Genomic DNA, 14,936 nt, shown 5'->3' with positions numbered 1-14,936 from the left:
CGGCCGCCGGCGATACGCTGAAAAGCGGTGCCAGCTGGCGCATCGCCAGATCGGTCCGGCAGTAGACCTCGACCGGCAAGACCCGGCGCGAGTTTCTCAGCGGGACCCACCGGGCGTCCGCCGACGACCACATCGCGTCCGCCGACACCAACGACGTCCCTGACCAGCAAAGCAGGAGAGACGGTCCGGGCGCACCGGGATCGCAGAACCGGCTACGCGCCACGGACGGCTGTCCCCCTGCCCTGGAAGCCGGCCCCCCTGCCGCCCACTCCGCCCTCAAGGACCCGTGGGTGCTCAGCAGATTGCGGGCGGTCTTCGCGTTCGACCGGCTCCGGCCGTGCCGGGCGCAAGCCTCCGGGTGGCATCCATACTCCCGCTCACCGAACGGCCGGCCCGAGGACGGGCCCATCCGCGAGAGGCGCACGGCGAGGGCCGGCAACCAGCAAATCCAACCATTAAAACTTATTTGACAGGTTAGGCATAGCATGCTGAACTGCAACCAACCGTTCAAAGCCATCTTGGAGATTGGTATGAGCAGCGTTGTGCATCACCGCACCGCCACCGTCAACGGCATGGATGTCTTCTACCGGGAGGCCGGAGACCCGCAGTCACCGGCGCTCGTGCTGCTGCACGGCTTCCCGACGAGCTCACACATGTTCCGGAACCTGATCCCGGCGCTCGCTGACACCTACCGCGTAGTCGCGCCCGACATGATTGGGTTCGGGCAGTCGGCCATGCCGACGGTCGACGAGTTCGACTACACCTTCGACGCCCTCACCGACGTGACCGCCGGCCTGCTGGAGCAGCTCGGCATCGAGCGGTTTGCGGTCTATGTACAGGACTACGGAGCACCGATCGCCTGGCGGCTCGCCATGCAGTCTCCGCAGAGCATCACCGCGATCATCACGCAGAACGGCAACGCCTACACCGACGGATTCGTCAAAGCATTCTGGGACGGGCTGTTCGCCTACGCCGAGAGCCCGACGCCCGAGACCGAAGCCCCTCTCCGCGGAGCCCTGACCCTCGAACTGACCCGCTGGCAGTACCTGAACGGGGTTACGGATCCGAGCCTCGTCAGCCCGGACAACTGGACCATTGACCAGGCGCTGCTCGACCGTACGGGCAACGACGCCATCCAGCTCGCGCTGTTTCGAAACTATCCGACCAACGTTGCCCTCTACCCCCACCTGCAGCAGTACTTCCGCGAGAGCCAGGTGCCGCTGCTGGCTGTTTGGGGAGCCAACGACGAGATCTTCGGCCCCGAGGGAGCCCGCGCCTTCCAGCGCGACCTGCCCGACGCCGAGATCCACCTCATCGAATCCGGACACTTCGCCCTGGAGAGCCACCTGGAGGACATCACCGGCTACATCCGCGGATTCCTCGCCCGCGTCACCTCCTGACACCCACGGTCTGTGTGCCCCGGCGGCCGACCGGGGGCAAGCCTTGGCCGGTGTGCCACAACGGCCCGGCCCTGGCCGGCCGCGGCGCCGAGGCAGTCAAAGACGCGATCGCCGCCACGATCACCGCGCTGCCCGAGCATTTGCGCCGCTCGCTGACCTGGGACCGCGGCAAAGAACTGGCCCAGCATGCCCAGCTCCGCATCGACACCGGGCTGCAGGTCTACTTCGCCGACCCGCACAGCCCCTGGCAACGGGGCACCAATGAGAACACGAACGGACTCCTTCGCCAGTACTTTCCGAAGGGCACCGACCTGTCGCGATGGGATACCGACGAACTCGCGGCCGTTGCTCTCGCACTCAACAACAGGCCCCGCAAGACCCTCGGTTGGAAGACACCCGCCGAAGCCCTGAACGAGCACCTACTCTTGATCCAGGAAGCCGGTGTTGCGACGACCGATTGAGTCCGGGCAGGTTCCACCGATCGGCCTGCCTCTCACTTCTCACAGTGCCGCTGCCGGCGATGCGTGTGAGCCCGGCACCTGACGGTCCCCCACCCGCCGCACAGAGAAGGTGCCCCGCGCAGGTCTTGCGCGGGGCCACGGCGGCGCTCCGCTCCGACGGCCGGCCGGTCACAGCAGATGTTCGATCCTGATGGGCAGTTCGCGGACGCGGCGGCCGGTTGCGTGCAAGACGGCGTTGGCGATGGCAGCGGCGACGCCGACTGTGCCGATCTCCCCGATCCCTTTGACTTCCAGGGGGTTGATCACCTTGTCCTGGACGTCCACGAACTCGATGTCGGGGGCGTCCGCGTTCACGGGCACGAGGTATTCGCCGAGGCCGGCGTTGGCCCAGCGGCCGTCGCGGGCGTCGACGAGGGTAGATTCCAGCAGGGCATGGCTGAGGCCCCACAGCATGCCGCCCATGGCTTGGCTGCGGGCGGTTTTGGCGTTGAGCACGCGGCCGGGGGCGAACACTCCAGTCATACGTCGTACGCGGGCGATGCCGAGGTCGGGGTCGACGGCGACCTCGGCGAACTGGGCACCGAAGGTGGCGAGCCCGTGGGGCACGTCGTGAGGCGGCGTGTTCCAGCTGCCGAGCGCGTCGAAGTCCGTCTGAACCCGCCCCCATGCGTGCGCAGCACAGAGAAATGTACGAACGCATCGCCGCGGGAGACGCCGATGCCGCATGGGCGATCGCCCTCCTGCACGTCCGCAAAAGCCGGGAACTCGCACTGCAGGCAGTGACCGCCACAACCATCCCCTGAACAGTCTGTATGTGCGGCCGTGGGGCCCTGCGTGCTCGGAGCGTGCCCGGAAGCCAATGGCGGTTCTCCGGCCGCTCTTTGCTTACCCAGACGATCTGGCAACAGAAGGGCAGGGCTGGTTCGACGTCTTCCCGTTTCCCCGCGGCCGCCACCGTTCCCCGGCACCGGGCAGGGCAGCCGGTCGCGGTGAGCGAGATCTGTGGGGTTGGCGCCCACCCAACAGCGGATGTCGCCCGTCGCCCAAACCGGCACGGCTCAGAGCCCGACCACGATCCCGAAGCGGGGGCCCACTCGCCTGATTGCCATCGTCTTTTCGGGCGATCGATGCGCTACGACAGCACAGGGTGCAGGGCGTATGACCCGAGGAATGGTCGGATGTGATCCAGAGTCAGGAAATGAGCGAGAGGAATGGTCATGTTGAAAATCTCGGAGAGGCACGCTCGTCGCATCGCCGTAGGCTCGGGCGCTGCCGCAGTCATCGTGCTCGGTGCTCCGCTGCTGGCCGCTGCGGCTCCCGCTCAGGCTTCTGTTCCCGTGGAGCCCTACGCCACGGTGATCAGTCAGAGTGGGGTGAACGAGCGACAGTACCCCAGCACCGACTCGTCGGTGCTGGGCATCCTCCAGTACGCCGATCAAGTGGGCCTGCGATGCAAGGTGCGTGCGCAAAGCATCGCCGACAACAACCTCTGGTACCTGCTGCGTGACGAGCAGACATGGATCTCGGCCAGGCACGTAGTCCAGACCGGGACCGTCCCCTACTGCAAGGACCTCGTGCAGGACCGGCTCACTTACAACCCGCAGGCGACCGACGCCACGGGCTGAGCGCACCCGTCCCTCAGAACGTTCGACCATGGCGGACACGGTCTGGGTCGACAGCTGCGCCGCGGGGCGGCTCTGAGCCGACAGTGTTGGCGAATCCGAAATGAACAGAGACCCTTGGTCCAGTCACTTCGTTGGTGACTGGACCAAGGGTCGTTTCGCGTTGGAGGGTTCGGTGTCGCTTCGAAGTGGCGTCGTGGGTGAGGTTCCGCCGAGCACGGCTTTGGTGGCGAAGGCTGCGTTGCCCCAGGGGCAGCCTGGCGATCCGTGTGCGTGATGAGCTGAGACAACTGATCGACTGTCACGGTCGACGGCCCGGCACAGACCAGTCGATCTTCGTCACCGGACTGGTCAGCCACCTCCACAAACGTGGATTCACCAGCGCACCCCGCTGTTTCGGCCTGCAACGAGACCGGCGGTGACACGTTCCGCTGTCTGCCCGGCCGTGTACCGGCCAGATTCCAGCGCCGGAGCGGCGATCAGCTTGCGGGCGCAGGTGCTCTTCTGCGCCCGCTGCACAAAGCCACTCGCGGCAGCCACCTCGCCGGAGACTGCCAAGTCGTACGCCATCACGCCCCGGCCCGCACACCGTCGCCTTCCGCAACGACCGGCCCGCGGCACCGCACATGCGCAGGCGGCCCGGGTGCGGATCCCCGCCGGTGCCTGCGGGATCGACGCCCCTGTCCCTGCCGGACTCTTCGATGCTGTGCTCGACCGCCAAGTCCGCAACACCCTTCGGCCGAGCGAGCGCCTCATCGCTCCCGCGCCACACGTGGCCGGCAGCGAGGACATCCGCTCCCGCCTCGCTGGGTCCAGCGTGAACACGACCACACAGCCACCAGAGGCGCCATCTTCGCGGCGGCCCTGCGCTGACTCCAGCGGGTTGGCCGGGCCGGGGTGGGACAGGACTCGCAGCGGCGCATGGCCCGCCCGGTCGACGTGCGAAGGGCTCCCGGGCGGGCTCCGCCCTCCACATTGCCCGGCTCCCGCTGTTGCCGCACGCGGCACGGCCGTTGGCTGGGCCGAATGGAACGTTGGCCACTGCCAGGACTTGTCCGGTCGATCACACGTCCAGTGCCGCGGCACGCAACGTGAGCCCCGATCGGCTTGCGGTGCTGTCGCCTGGTAGTGTCGCTCTCTTTGGCGGCGGCCTGCTGGAGTCTTTTCGGGGTGCTCTCTTTCTCTTCCGAATGCCGGTGTTCTTGGTGTTGTGGTGGCCAGGGTCGCGGAAACCTTCGGTGGCATGACTGCCCAGGCGGACGAGCCCGGCTGCGGCCGGTGCTTCGACGAGGGGGAGGTCGCGCTCCTGGGGACTCCTGATGTCCCTCTCCCGGCGGACCTTGTCCACCAGGTCGCGCAGAAAGATCCTTTCCACTGGAACGACCAGCCTGCCATCATCCGGCGGGTACTCCCTCAGCTCGTCGCGTTGCTGGCCGAAGGAGCGCACGAGTCCGATCTCATGGCCCGAGAACTCTCCGCGGCAGGCTGGTCGCGCCGGCCCCGTGAGCAGGCCCAGACTGCCGCCGGTTTCCTGGATGTGTGGTGAAGACCCATTCCTCCCCGGGCTGAAGCCCGGGGCATCCTGGGAGAAATCCTGTGAAGCGGCCGCACGGGCACGGGCCAGCCCGAAGTCAGTGACCTTGACTACGAGGTCGCCGTCGGCAGGGTCGAGGAGAACATTGGCCGGCTTCACGTCCTGGTGAACAAGACCCCGGCAGTGCGCGTAGTCCAGTCCCCACGCGAACTGGATCGCCACGTCAAGGACGCGCAGCGCGGTCTCGATGGGCGAGCCTTGATAGAGGCGGCGGTCGGCGATCCAGTTGTGCAGGCTGCCGCCGGGGACGTATTCGGCGAACACCATCGGCACGCCGTCGAACTGCCGGACATAGTGGCAGCAGCAGACGTTGGGATACAGCCCCAGCGATACCCAGGTCTCTGCTTCGTCGATGAAATGCTCGCGCTGCTCGGAGTCGAGTTGGGCGTCCGGGCGGAGGAGCTTCAATGCCAGGTCGGTGCCCCACTGTAGGTGCCTGACTTGGTAGACCAGCCCCATCCCGCCTTTCCCCGCAAGCCGTACCACTTCGTACCGGCCGTCGACGGCATCGCCCGGTTGCCACACCGGACTGTCCGTGGCTGTGGGCACCTCAGTCTTCCTCGTCCAGGAGAAACAGGTCGTCGGGTATCAGAGTGGCGCTCTTCAAGAGCGCCCGGATGAGGTTGACGTTGAGGGTGTTGCCCACGGGTTCGCCGATACCGTCCTCACGGAGGATCCCGGAGACAGGGTTCTTGCCGCCCGACAAGCGTTTGCGGACCGCGGCGACCGTGTGCTCGGCGATCCGTGGCGTCCACGGCCGGTATGCGGCCACCCGGTTCAGGTCGTCGGACACCTGCTTCCACGACACCGGCTGCGGACTTCTCTCATTGCGCAGATAGCGCTGGGCCAGCACGGTGACGACCAGTCGCTCGGCATGACTCAGATCGTAGACATCGGAGGCGACGGTAGGCAGTTGTGAATCGCCGTCCTGCTCGACTCCGAGGTACCCGACGATGTGGACCTCCAGTAGATGCGACCGGTATTTCGGCGTCTCGATCGTCAGCGGTGTGTAGCCCGGCGCCATCTGCAGCTCGTGCCCGCGCAGAACCATGTCCGCGCCCGGCAAGTGGATCGGCCTCCTGCCCTCGTTGCGCAGCCACCACTGATTGCCGTCACAGGTGAAGACCCCGTGCAGTCGGCTCACGAAAGGGTCCTCGGCTCCAATTGCAACGTGGACGTACTCCGGCGCACTCGACGGTCAATGTGGGCTCAATTGCTCATGATCTGGCGACGGGCTGTTCCCAGGACACAGCTCACCGCTACGCACACCGCAGGTCAAAGGCCCGCGAGTGCTCACGGATCCTACAAATGAAACGGTCCGGCGCGTCCCGTGAAACGATTCGGCTTCGGCCCGCCCAAGTCGGCAGCCGGCCCGCCCACGCGGCCCTCGGCACGCATGCGTGCACTCTTTCACCAGGACCGCGAGATAGCTACCGTACGCCACCTTTTGACTACCCGTGGTATCGAAGCGGGGAAGTGTGTGCACCGCCGACGGGTGGTCGCGCCTCGTGCAGGTTGCCCTGGAGCGGTGCACGGGACGACTCTGGAGGGGGCATGGCCTGCGGCTCGGAGAACTCGGCATCAGGCTGTCCATCCGAAAGACGACGGAGAGGCGCCGACCGTGAACGGTCGGGAACCTGTGGGGAAGCAGCCCGGCGCGTGTGGGCACCGGGCTGTGCCACACACCGCGGACATGCGGGTGGAGGCATGGTCGCCAACGGCCGAGGGGTGCATCGGAGAGGCGGTGCGCGCGGTGCTGGAGGGCTTCGCCGACACGTCCGGGGCCACAGTTGTCGGTGAACGCGAATACGTGGTCACGGCGGAGTCCGATGAGGATCTACTGGTGTCCGTCCTGGAGGAGGTCGTCTACCGGATGGATGCCGACGGTGAGATCCCACTCGCTGTTGAGGTGGGGTCGATCCGGTCGGCGGGGGACGGTCGGGGCCTGTCGGTCCGCTTCCGGATGGCCGACGCTGGCACCGCCGTGCCGATCGGTGCGGTGCCGAAGGCCGTTTCGCTGCACGACCTGCAACTGCGCGGCGGCCCTGGCGGCTGGACCTGCCGGGTGACCCTCGACGTCTGAGTGCAGGGCGGGAAGGGACAAGATCATGACACTCACGGTGGCACTGGCAGGCGACACCATGCTCGGGCGCAGCGTCGCCGAGGAGCTGCGCCGCTCGCCGGCGCCGGGGACGCTGGTCTCCACGGGGGTCAGGAAGGCGCTCGCGGAGGCGGACCTGTTCGTGCTCAACCTGGAGTGCTGTGTCTCCGACCGCGGGCAGCGCTGGCCAGACCCGCGAAAGGCTTTCTTCTTCCGCGCTCCCTCCGCTGCCGCGATGGTGCTCGCCGAACTGGGGGTGAGCTGTGTGACGCTCGCCAACAACCACGCCCTGGACTACGGGTTCGACGCCATGGCCGACACCCGAACCCTGCTGGTCGGGGCGGGTGTCCACGCGGTCGGTGCCGGGGCGGACGTACGCGCGGCCCGGGAGTTCGCGGTGCTGGAGGCGGGCGGTGTGCGGCTTGCGGTGGTGGGCGTCACGGATCACCCGCGGGAGTACGCAGCCGGCGAGGACAGCCCCGGTGCGGCCTGGGCCGATCTCCACGCGGGGGTGCCCGACTGGCTGACGGAGTCGGTGGGCCGGGCCGCTGCGGCGGCGGATGTCGTGCTGGTCACCCCGCACTGGGGCCCCAACATGACCTCCCGGCCGCCGCGCCACATCTCGGCCGCGGCCCCGGAGCTGCTGGCGGCGGGAGCGACGCTGGTCGCCGGGCACTCCGCCCATGTCTTCCACGGGATCGCCGACCGGATCCTCTACGACCTGGGCGACTTCGTCGACGACTACGCCGTCGACCCGGTCCTGCGCAACGACCTGGGGCTCCTCTTCCTGGTGACCTTGGACGGCCCGGATGCTGCGCACCTGGTTCCCGCTCGGGTGGCGGCGGTGCCGCTGGCCCTGGACTACTGCCACACGTGCCTGGCGCGCGGCGAGGACCGGGAGTGGATCCGCGAGCGGCTCACCACCGCCTGCGCCGAGTTCGGCACCGCCGTCGCCGACCGGAACGGACGGCTGACGGTCGACTGGAGGTGAGGGACGTGGACATCGCACTGGTGGAGAAGAGCCAGTACCGCTTCTGCATCGAGCGGCGCGAGCCGATGCGCGTACCCGGGGTGGTGTTCGCCTCGCGTGCGCTGCTGCCGCAGGCCGCCGGGGACAAGGCGCTGGAGCAGGTGGCGAACGTGGCGACGCTGCCCGGCATCGTCCGCGCCTCCTTCGCCATGCCCGACGTCCACTGGGGCTACGGCTTCCCGATCGGCGGGGTGGCCGCCACCGACATCTCCCACGGCGGGGTCATCTCGCCCGGCGGCGTCGGGTTCGACATCTCCTGCGGCGTACGGCTGCTGGCCGCCGGCATCGACCGCGAGGCGCTCGGCCACGACCGGATGCGGCGGCTGATGGACATCCTCGACAGCACCATCCCGCGCGGCATGGGGCGCGGCGGCCTGTGGAAGCTGTCGGGGGCCGCGGAGATGGACGAGCTGCTGGTCGGCGGCGCTCGGTACGCGGTCGAGCACGGCCACGGCGTGCCACGCGACCTCGCACGCTGCGAGGACTACGGCGTCCTGGACGGCGCGGCCCCGGGGCAGGTGAGCACGCGCGCCGTCGAGCGCGGCCTCCACCAGGTGGGAAGCCTCGGCTCGGGCAACCACTTCCTGGAGGTCCAGGCGGTCGACCGGATCTACGACCCGGCCACCGCGGCGGCCTTCGGGCTGCGGGTGGGCCAGGTGTGCGTCATGATCCACTGCGGCTCGCGCGGCCTGGGACACCAGGTGTGCACCGACCACGTCCGCGTCATGGACCAGGAGCTGCACCGGCACCACATCCAGGTCCCGGACCGGCAGCTGGCCTGCACGCCGGTCGACTCGCCGCGGGGCCGCGGCTACCTGGGAGCGATGGCGGCGGCCGCCAACTACGGCCGGGCCAACCGCCAGCTGCTGTCCGAAGCCACCCGCCACGCCTTCACGACGGCGGCGGGAGTCGGTCTGGATCTGGTCTACGACATCTCGCACAACACCGCCAAAATCGAGACCCACGAAGTGGACGGTGCGGCACGTCCACTGTGCGTCCACCGCAAGGGCGCGACGCGGGCGCTGCCGCCCGGCGACCCGAGCCTGCCGGAGGACCTCGTCCGGGCGGGCCAGCCGGTACTGGTCCCCGGGACGATGGGCACTGCCTCGTACGTGATGGTCGGCCTGCCCGGTAACGACGCCTTCCACTCCGCCTGCCACGGTGCCGGCCGGGTCTGGAGCCGCCACCACGCGCTGCGCATGGTCCGTGGGGAGCAGCTTCGCGGCGAGCTGGAGGCCCGGGGCATCGCCGTGCGTCCCTCCTCATGGCGTGGTCTCGCCGAGGAGGCGCCGGAGGCGTACAAGGACGTCGACGCGGTCGCCGCCGTCACCGAGGGCGCCGGACTCGCCCGGCTGGTCGCCCGTCTGGTGCCGCTGGGCGTCGTCAAGGGCTGAGCCGGTACGGAGCGGGAGAGAGGGACGCAGCTTCCCAGAGAGCCTGGTGCGCGCGGCCGGTGCCCGCGAGAGTGGCTCCTCCGCGCTCCCGCCCGGCTCGTCGGCAGCACGCGGACTCACCAGACCTTCGAGCGTGCTCCGACCAGGTGGGCTCCCGCGCCTGGTCGGAACGCGAGTAGCGTGGAGGTAGGTGCAGGGTCGGCAAGAATTCCGGTCGAAAGCCGAGAGCAAGGATGACAGATTGCCGTCCTGCAGTTGTCGGAGATCGTGGGGCGAAAAGGCCCACCTTCTTGAGGCCATCGAGCAACAGCACGTAGACGCAGCAACCGTGGGAGGAGCGGCGATGGCGGCCTCGGATCCGGAAGTCGTCGTGCACGCCGGACCGGTCCGGCTCCACGGGCAGCTGTCTGTCCCCGAAGGAGCCATGGGCGTCGTCGTGTTTGCCCACGGCAGCGGCAGCAGCCGGCACAGCCCGCGCAACCGATTCGTCTCGACCTCGCTGAACAAGGCCGGCCTGGCCACGCTGCTGTTCGACCTTCTCACGGCGGAGGAAGAATTGGACCGCGCCAACGTCTTCGACACCGCTTTGCTGGGCCGTCGCTTGGCCGACGCCACGCGCTGGCTGCTCGGCCGGTCCGAGACCGATGGCCTCGCGGTCGGCTACTTCGGCGCCAGTACCGGCGCAGCCGCCGCGTTGTGGGCGGCCGCGGAGGCGGACTCCGCTGCCGCGGCGGTCGTCTCACGCGGCGGCAGGCCCGATCTGGCCGGGGCCCGCCTGCCAGCGGTGACCGCGCCCACGCTGCTCATCGTAGGAGGCGATGACGTAGTGGTACTGGACCTCAACCGCCAGGCCCAGGCGCTGCTGCGCTGCGAGAGCCGACTGGCCGTGGTCCCCGGCGCCAGTCACCTGTTCGAGGAGCCCGGTGCTCTCGGAGAGGTGGCGGACCTGGCCAGAGAGTGGTTCGCCGGCCACCTGGGTCGTCGTGCAGGGCCAGGAGGTTGAGCCCGGCGCGCCGCGCGGACAGGTTCGCCCCCGTCGATCGACGCGGAGCAAGGTCCTTGGCCATGCGGAACGAAGCCGTCTATGCAAGCCGCTTGTCTACGCGCATCATTGGGTTGCTTCGCTCGCACAACCATCCCCGGCCGCAATACGGGCGCCCCCGCTTCACATGTGCCTGTCCCCGGTCGGTCCAGCATTTGTCATGCACTTGTCACTTCCTGGGAGGGCAACACGATGGCTTGCGGATCAACCAGCCTGTGGGCCGGTGAAACCAGCTGGTTCTGCTGCGGCAACGCCTGGGGGCCATGCTCCAGTGCCGGCGGCGGCGCCTGCGGCAACTGCCAGTCCAGCGCACACCACGGCGCGTGGCCCAACGCCTCACAGGCGTGCTGGAACATCACCCGGCCCGACCTCTGTGGCGAGAACATCCCCAGACGCGGCTGCGGTGCGGTGATGAACGTCAAGCACCAGTGCTCCGGCGCGACGGTGTGCATCACGATCACCGACTGCGGTCCGCGCACCAAGGACTGGTGCGGTGAGGCGACTTGCTGCAACGGCACCTGTCGCACCAACCGGGTCCTCGACCTGACCCCGGCCGCCTTCTCGGCGATCGGCAACCTGAGCTCGGGCAAGCTGCCGGTCTACATCTACGAGTGAGGAGGACCGACATGACCGTACGACACGACCGGGCCGACGGGATGCGCCGCAGGCGCTTCCTCACCAATGCCGCCCTCGGCGGCGCGACCATCATCGGCGCGACCGCGCTCGGCGGCCTCGACGCCGAGGCCGCTTTCGCCGCGGAACCCTCGCTCGACCCCGCGATAGCCAAGTCCACCTTCGTTGAGGGCCGCATCACGGGCATCACCGGCAGCATCCTGGAGGTGGCCGGATCCAATGGCGGCCACTCCCGGGTGCAGATGACCAACGTCACCAGCGTGTGGAAGGTACGCGCCACCACGGCCGAAGTGATCGAGGTCGGCGACGGGCTCTACGCACGCGGCGTCAAAATGCCCGACAGCACCGTGGCCGCCGACGCGGTGTGGGTGAACATCGTGAATCTGGACACGCAGATCCGCGGCATCGCGAAGAACCGGCTGCACCTCGCCCACGGGCAGCACGAACTGGTGGGCCACGTCGCCCCGGACGCCAGCGCCTCCTACGCGGGCCGCGCGCTGACGTCCGACCTGTCCCGGCTGCGCATCGGACAGAGCGCCCAGGTGCTCGGTGCCTGGCGGCCGTCCGACAACTCCGTGGACGTCGTCCGCATCTCCGTCGGGCACTGATGCAGGCCCAAGGACGTCGGGCACTGATGCAGGCCCAAGGACACAGAGAGAGGAAGAGATGCTGTCACTGACAACGAGCCTCGCCCCGCTGGTCCTCGCGGGCCTGCTCGGGTGGACCGGAGCGGTCAAGGCGTTCAGCCGGGGCACCGCACAGCTGGCGCCGAAGACGGTGCTGGCCCGCATGCTGCGCAGCAGTGAGCGAGCCACGACGGTGCTGCGCGCGACCGGTGCAGGTGAACTCCTCATCGCCGCAGGTCTGCTGGTGGTCCCGGCGAACCCGGTGCCGGGGGCCGCTGCCGCGCTCCTCGGGGCGGGCTTCCTCGCCTACCTCGGCTACGGCCGGGCCATGGCGCCGGAGTCCTCCTGCGGCTGCTCGGCAAGTGAGGACACCCGCATCACCTGGCGGGCGTTCGCACGGGCGGCGGTCGTGCTCATCGGCGGGGCCACGGTGGCGGTGGCACAGGGCACCTGGTGGTCGGCAGTCTTCGAGCGGCCTGGCGGCGCCCTTGCCTTCCTGGCCGGGGCGGCGGCGATTCTGGTCGCCCTCTCGGCGGACCTCGACCGGTGGTGGCTACTGCCACTGCGCCGGACGAGACTGCGTGTCTTCGGGCACCCGCTCCTCGGCACCGCCGCCGGGAATCAGGTGCCGGTCGCGGCGAGCGTCGAAATCCTGGAGAACTCCCTGGCCTGGCAGGCCGCCGCGCCAGTGGTCCGGTCTGCCTTGCTGGACCACTGGGAGGACGACGGCTGGCGCATTCTCCAGTACTCGGGTGTGTACGGGGACCGGGAGAACGCGCGCCCGGTCGCGGTGGTGTTCGCACTCGACGCCACGGCCGGCCGCGACAGCGGTGGCGACCCGATCGTCCGTGTCAGTTATGTCGACGCGGACAGCGGGGAAGCGGTGGCCGTGGACGAACTGAACGCGGTGCCGTCGCGGAGGATCCTGCCGATGGCGGGCTGACGCCACGGACGGATACCTCGGCCCGCACACAGGCCTGAGGAGCACAGCAGTGCCGGTCCCGCGACCGCCGCGGGTCCGGCACTGTTGGGACGGCGAGCCGAAACCTACTGCCTACGCGCCGCCGACTGGATCCCCAGTTGCCGCGGAAAAACCCCGGACTTCTGCTGCACGAGACGGGTCGCGCCGAGGAAGGCGAAACCGTCAGGCGCCACGCCGCCACCGGACACCAGTGCCGCCACCAAGCTCGTGCTGAAATACAGGCGCGTAATGTCCAGCTCCCCAGTCTCTTTCATTACAGGCGGCAGGTCCTCCATCGCCCCCTGGGGCGACGTCTACCGCACCCACGGCGGGACCTACTTCCACGGCTGCTACCCCATCGGCGACGACACACTCCGGGGCGCCAACCGCCGCCGGAAGAGCACCGCCAACAGCCTGGCCGCGCTCAGGTCAAACCGCGCCGCCCACGCCGACGGCGCCCCACGCCGAGATCCGCGGGTGGGCGCGGAAGAACAACGGCGAGTTGTGCTTCACGCCGACGAACGCCTCCTGGGCCAGTCCGATCGAGGCGCACTTCGGGCGGCTGCGGTAATTCACCCTGGCAGACTCGAACCAGCCCAACCACACCGTTCATACTCGCGAGCTGCACCGCCATCTGCGATGGCGCAACGCCAACGCCCGCCACCCCGACCTCCCGGCCGCCCACCGCACCGAACGAACCCGCAGCCGCAGCCGCAGCGAATAAGGCCTCCGATGGGGCGGCCGACCGCGGCAGCGGTCTGAGGTTTCCCGCCACGACGGTCTACTCGGCCATCTCCTCGGGAGATGGCCGAGTGACCTTCTTTCCCGCTTCGGTCGCGACCAGGGTCAACGCGCCAATCCAGTTCCCGTCTTCGGGATACTCCCAGGTGGCCGCGTCATCGACAATCACCGGAAGCTGATCACGAGGCACCAGCTCGCCGGGCTGGAAGCCGTTTTCCCCGGCGGGGGAGGTCCACGGCTCAAGTCGGCGGACCTCGATCCGCCCACGGTCGATGAGAGCGAGCAAGATTCCCGCCAGCTCGTTGACCGGTCGGGACTGGTCGGCTTCGTCGAGATCGCCCCAGACACCAGGCAGGATGTCGATCTCATTGGAATTGGCCAAGAAGGCTTCTTCAGACTTGGTCAATGTGTCCCACTCTTGCTTGCTCACTCAGCAATCCTCGCAGAGCCGGGGGCACAGGCCCCGGCCCCTCGGCGGCAGCGCCCGGCCCGGAAGCCCGCCAACCGGGCGGGCTTCCGGGCCGGTCCGGCATGGCGCCGTGCCGAGGCGCGATGTGCCCGAATGCTGATGGCCTCCGAACCATGCAGGAGAGATCGTGGACGACCTCAGCTCTCAAGAAGCCCGGCAATCATCATCCATTGGCGCGGGCCATGACACTCCCGGCCAGCCGGGGGTCATCGGCATTGCGCTCGCCGCCGTGTTAACGGCCGCACTCGCGCAGGGTTCCTGGCAATGGTTCTCCACATACATCGGAGTGACGCTTCTCGCGTTGATTTTCTGCTTTTACCGACTGCCGACGTGGATCCCTGGCCTCGGATCCACGTACATGCGGAATCTGGCCGCGTATTCGCTGGTTGTCGGTCTGTGCGTAGCGATCACACTGGCCCCAGCGCTGCAGCGCTGGGCATGGCTGTTTCCGATGCCCGGCACTCGTAGCGGGTGCCCTGAGCTCGGCAGGTACGAAGGCATCCGCACGGAGGCCGCGCTGGCAAACCTGGTTGGTCGCGACAGTGCCGCCGTGGCTCACGCGCAGGAGGTCCAGATCCATGATGCTGTTGCCGACTGCCTGTCAGCCACTACAACCCTGTGGCTGCCGGTGTACGGAGCCGGGGCGGCCGTACTGGTGGGTCTGGGCGCGTGGTCCCTTGACCGGGCTCGGGTGAGGAGGGAAACGGCCGTGGCCAGCCGAAATCCCCCTAGTAAGGACTGAGCAGGAGTGCGAACGCCACAGGACGGCGAGGAGTGACTGTCAGGGCCACCGCCAGCCTCTGACCGATTGTGACAAGCGGTGTGTCTCGATTCCCCGTCGGCCCCGCCGAAGCGGACCCTT

The 14,936-nt window shown here is 68.6% G+C and carries 14 protein-coding genes and 3 pseudogenes; 12 read left to right on the top strand and 5 right to left on the bottom strand.

The genetic code is table 11. The features are described from left to right. Positions 1-530: 530 nt before the first annotated feature. Both NRF20_RS45005 and NRF20_RS45000 read left to right on the top strand, forming a co-directional pair. Positions 531-1,400, top strand: a complete 870-nt coding sequence (locus NRF20_RS45005; RefSeq protein ID WP_398634677.1) for an alpha/beta fold hydrolase — start codon at positions 531-533, stop codon at positions 1,398-1,400. A 47-nt stretch (positions 1,401-1,447) separates the two neighbouring features. After that, positions 1,448-1,861, top strand: a pseudogene (locus NRF20_RS45000) (IS30 family transposase); the annotation flags it as partial. Between the two features lie 168 nt (positions 1,862-2,029). Here NRF20_RS45000 and NRF20_RS44995 read toward each other — a convergent pair. After that, a complete protein-coding gene (locus tag NRF20_RS44995; RefSeq protein ID WP_398634676.1) occupies positions 2,030-2,587 on the bottom strand; it encodes a molybdopterin cofactor-binding domain-containing protein in 558 nt (185 codons plus the stop codon). Between the two features lie 491 nt (positions 2,588-3,078). On the opposite strand from NRF20_RS44995, the gene NRF20_RS44990 reads away from it, so the two are divergent. Further along, positions 3,079-3,486 carry an SH3 domain-containing protein gene (locus tag NRF20_RS44990; protein ID WP_398634675.1) on the top strand — a complete coding sequence of 136 codons (408 nt, stop codon included), beginning with the start codon at positions 3,079-3,081 and terminating at the stop codon, positions 3,484-3,486. 1,060 nt (positions 3,487-4,546) lie between these two features. Here the strand turns inward: NRF20_RS44990 and NRF20_RS44985 are convergent. Together NRF20_RS44985 and NRF20_RS44980 are read right to left on the bottom strand one after the other, a co-directional pair. Continuing rightward, a complete protein-coding gene (locus NRF20_RS44985; protein WP_398634674.1) occupies positions 4,547-5,626 on the bottom strand; it encodes a serine/threonine-protein kinase in 1,080 nt (359 codons plus the stop codon). 1 nt (position 5,627) lies between these two features. Continuing rightward, positions 5,628-6,221, bottom strand: coding sequence for an FHA domain-containing protein (locus NRF20_RS44980; RefSeq protein WP_398634673.1), 594 nt, complete (start codon positions 6,219-6,221; stop codon positions 5,628-5,630). A 477-nt stretch (positions 6,222-6,698) separates the two neighbouring features. Between NRF20_RS44980 and NRF20_RS44975 the strand changes: the two genes are divergently transcribed. From NRF20_RS44975 to NRF20_RS44960, 4 genes and pseudogenes are all read left to right on the top strand, one after another. Continuing rightward, complete coding sequence (locus tag NRF20_RS44975) at positions 6,699-7,160, top strand: archease (RefSeq protein ID WP_398634672.1); 462 nt, start codon at positions 6,699-6,701, stop codon at positions 7,158-7,160. A 25-nt stretch (positions 7,161-7,185) separates the two neighbouring features. Beyond that, on the top strand, positions 7,186-8,169 hold the full coding sequence (locus tag NRF20_RS44970) for a CapA family protein (RefSeq protein WP_398634671.1): 984 nt from the start codon (positions 7,186-7,188) through the stop codon (positions 8,167-8,169). Between the two features lie 5 nt (positions 8,170-8,174). Then, positions 8,175-9,602, top strand: coding sequence for an RtcB family protein (locus tag NRF20_RS44965; RefSeq protein ID WP_398634670.1), 1,428 nt, complete (start codon positions 8,175-8,177; stop codon positions 9,600-9,602). A gap of 361 nt (positions 9,603-9,963) precedes the next feature. Continuing rightward, positions 9,964-10,605: pseudogene (locus tag NRF20_RS44960) on the top strand (dienelactone hydrolase family protein); the annotation flags it as partial. A gap of 197 nt (positions 10,606-10,802) precedes the next feature. Here the strand turns inward: NRF20_RS44960 and NRF20_RS44955 are convergent. Next, on the bottom strand, positions 10,803-11,066 hold the full coding sequence (locus NRF20_RS44955; RefSeq protein ID WP_398634669.1) for a hypothetical protein: 264 nt from the start codon (positions 11,064-11,066) through the stop codon (positions 10,803-10,805). Between NRF20_RS44955 and NRF20_RS44950 the strand changes: the two genes are divergently transcribed. The 4 genes and pseudogenes from NRF20_RS44950 to NRF20_RS44935 form a co-directional block, all read left to right on the top strand. Further along, positions 11,056-11,259 (top strand): RlpA-like double-psi beta-barrel domain-containing protein, encoded by a 204-nt coding sequence (locus NRF20_RS44950; RefSeq protein ID WP_326603381.1) that lies wholly within the window; start codon positions 11,056-11,058, stop codon positions 11,257-11,259. The two genes, NRF20_RS44955 and NRF20_RS44950, sit on opposite strands and share 11 nt — an antisense overlap. A gap of 11 nt (positions 11,260-11,270) precedes the next feature. Continuing rightward, positions 11,271-11,885, top strand: a complete 615-nt coding sequence (locus NRF20_RS44945) for a cell wall protein (protein ID WP_398634668.1) — start codon at positions 11,271-11,273, stop codon at positions 11,883-11,885. 58 nt (positions 11,886-11,943) lie between these two features. After that, positions 11,944-12,846, top strand: coding sequence for a MauE/DoxX family redox-associated membrane protein (locus NRF20_RS44940; RefSeq protein ID WP_398634667.1), 903 nt, complete (start codon positions 11,944-11,946; stop codon positions 12,844-12,846). Between the two features lie 333 nt (positions 12,847-13,179). Beyond that, positions 13,180-13,588, top strand: a pseudogene (locus tag NRF20_RS44935) (IS630 family transposase); the annotation flags it as partial. Between the two features lie 57 nt (positions 13,589-13,645). Here NRF20_RS44935 and NRF20_RS44930 read toward each other — a convergent pair. Continuing rightward, complete coding sequence (locus tag NRF20_RS44930; protein ID WP_398634666.1) at positions 13,646-14,035, bottom strand: hypothetical protein; 390 nt, start codon at positions 14,033-14,035, stop codon at positions 13,646-13,648. A 166-nt stretch (positions 14,036-14,201) separates the two neighbouring features. On the opposite strand from NRF20_RS44930, the gene NRF20_RS44925 reads away from it, so the two are divergent. Beyond that, positions 14,202-14,816 (top strand): hypothetical protein, encoded by a 615-nt coding sequence (locus NRF20_RS44925; protein ID WP_398634665.1) that lies wholly within the window; start codon positions 14,202-14,204, stop codon positions 14,814-14,816. Positions 14,817-14,936: the final 120 nt, after the last annotated feature.

The organism is Streptomyces sp. R-74717, assembly GCF_047305335.1.
Taxonomy (GTDB): Bacteria; Actinomycetota; Actinomycetes; order Streptomycetales; family Streptomycetaceae; genus Streptomyces; species Streptomyces atratus.
This window is presented reverse-complemented; position numbering and strand designations above follow the sequence as displayed.

Coding starts and splice junctions, on each gene's coding strand:
- NRF20_RS45005 (WP_398634677.1), top strand. CDS start 531: ATGAGCAGCGTTGTGCATCACCGCACCGCCACCGTCAACGGCATGGAT.
- NRF20_RS44995 (WP_398634676.1), bottom strand. CDS start 2,587: ATGCGGCATCGGCGTCTCCCGCGGCGATGCGTTCGTACATTTCTCTGT.
- NRF20_RS44990 (WP_398634675.1), top strand. CDS start 3,079: ATGTTGAAAATCTCGGAGAGGCACGCTCGTCGCATCGCCGTAGGCTCG.
- NRF20_RS44970 (WP_398634671.1), top strand. CDS start 7,186: ATGACACTCACGGTGGCACTGGCAGGCGACACCATGCTCGGGCGCAGC.
- NRF20_RS44950 (WP_326603381.1), top strand. CDS start 11,056: ATGAACGTCAAGCACCAGTGCTCCGGCGCGACGGTGTGCATCACGATC.
- NRF20_RS44945 (WP_398634668.1), top strand. CDS start 11,271: ATGACCGTACGACACGACCGGGCCGACGGGATGCGCCGCAGGCGCTTC.
- NRF20_RS44940 (WP_398634667.1), top strand. CDS start 11,944: ATGCTGTCACTGACAACGAGCCTCGCCCCGCTGGTCCTCGCGGGCCTG.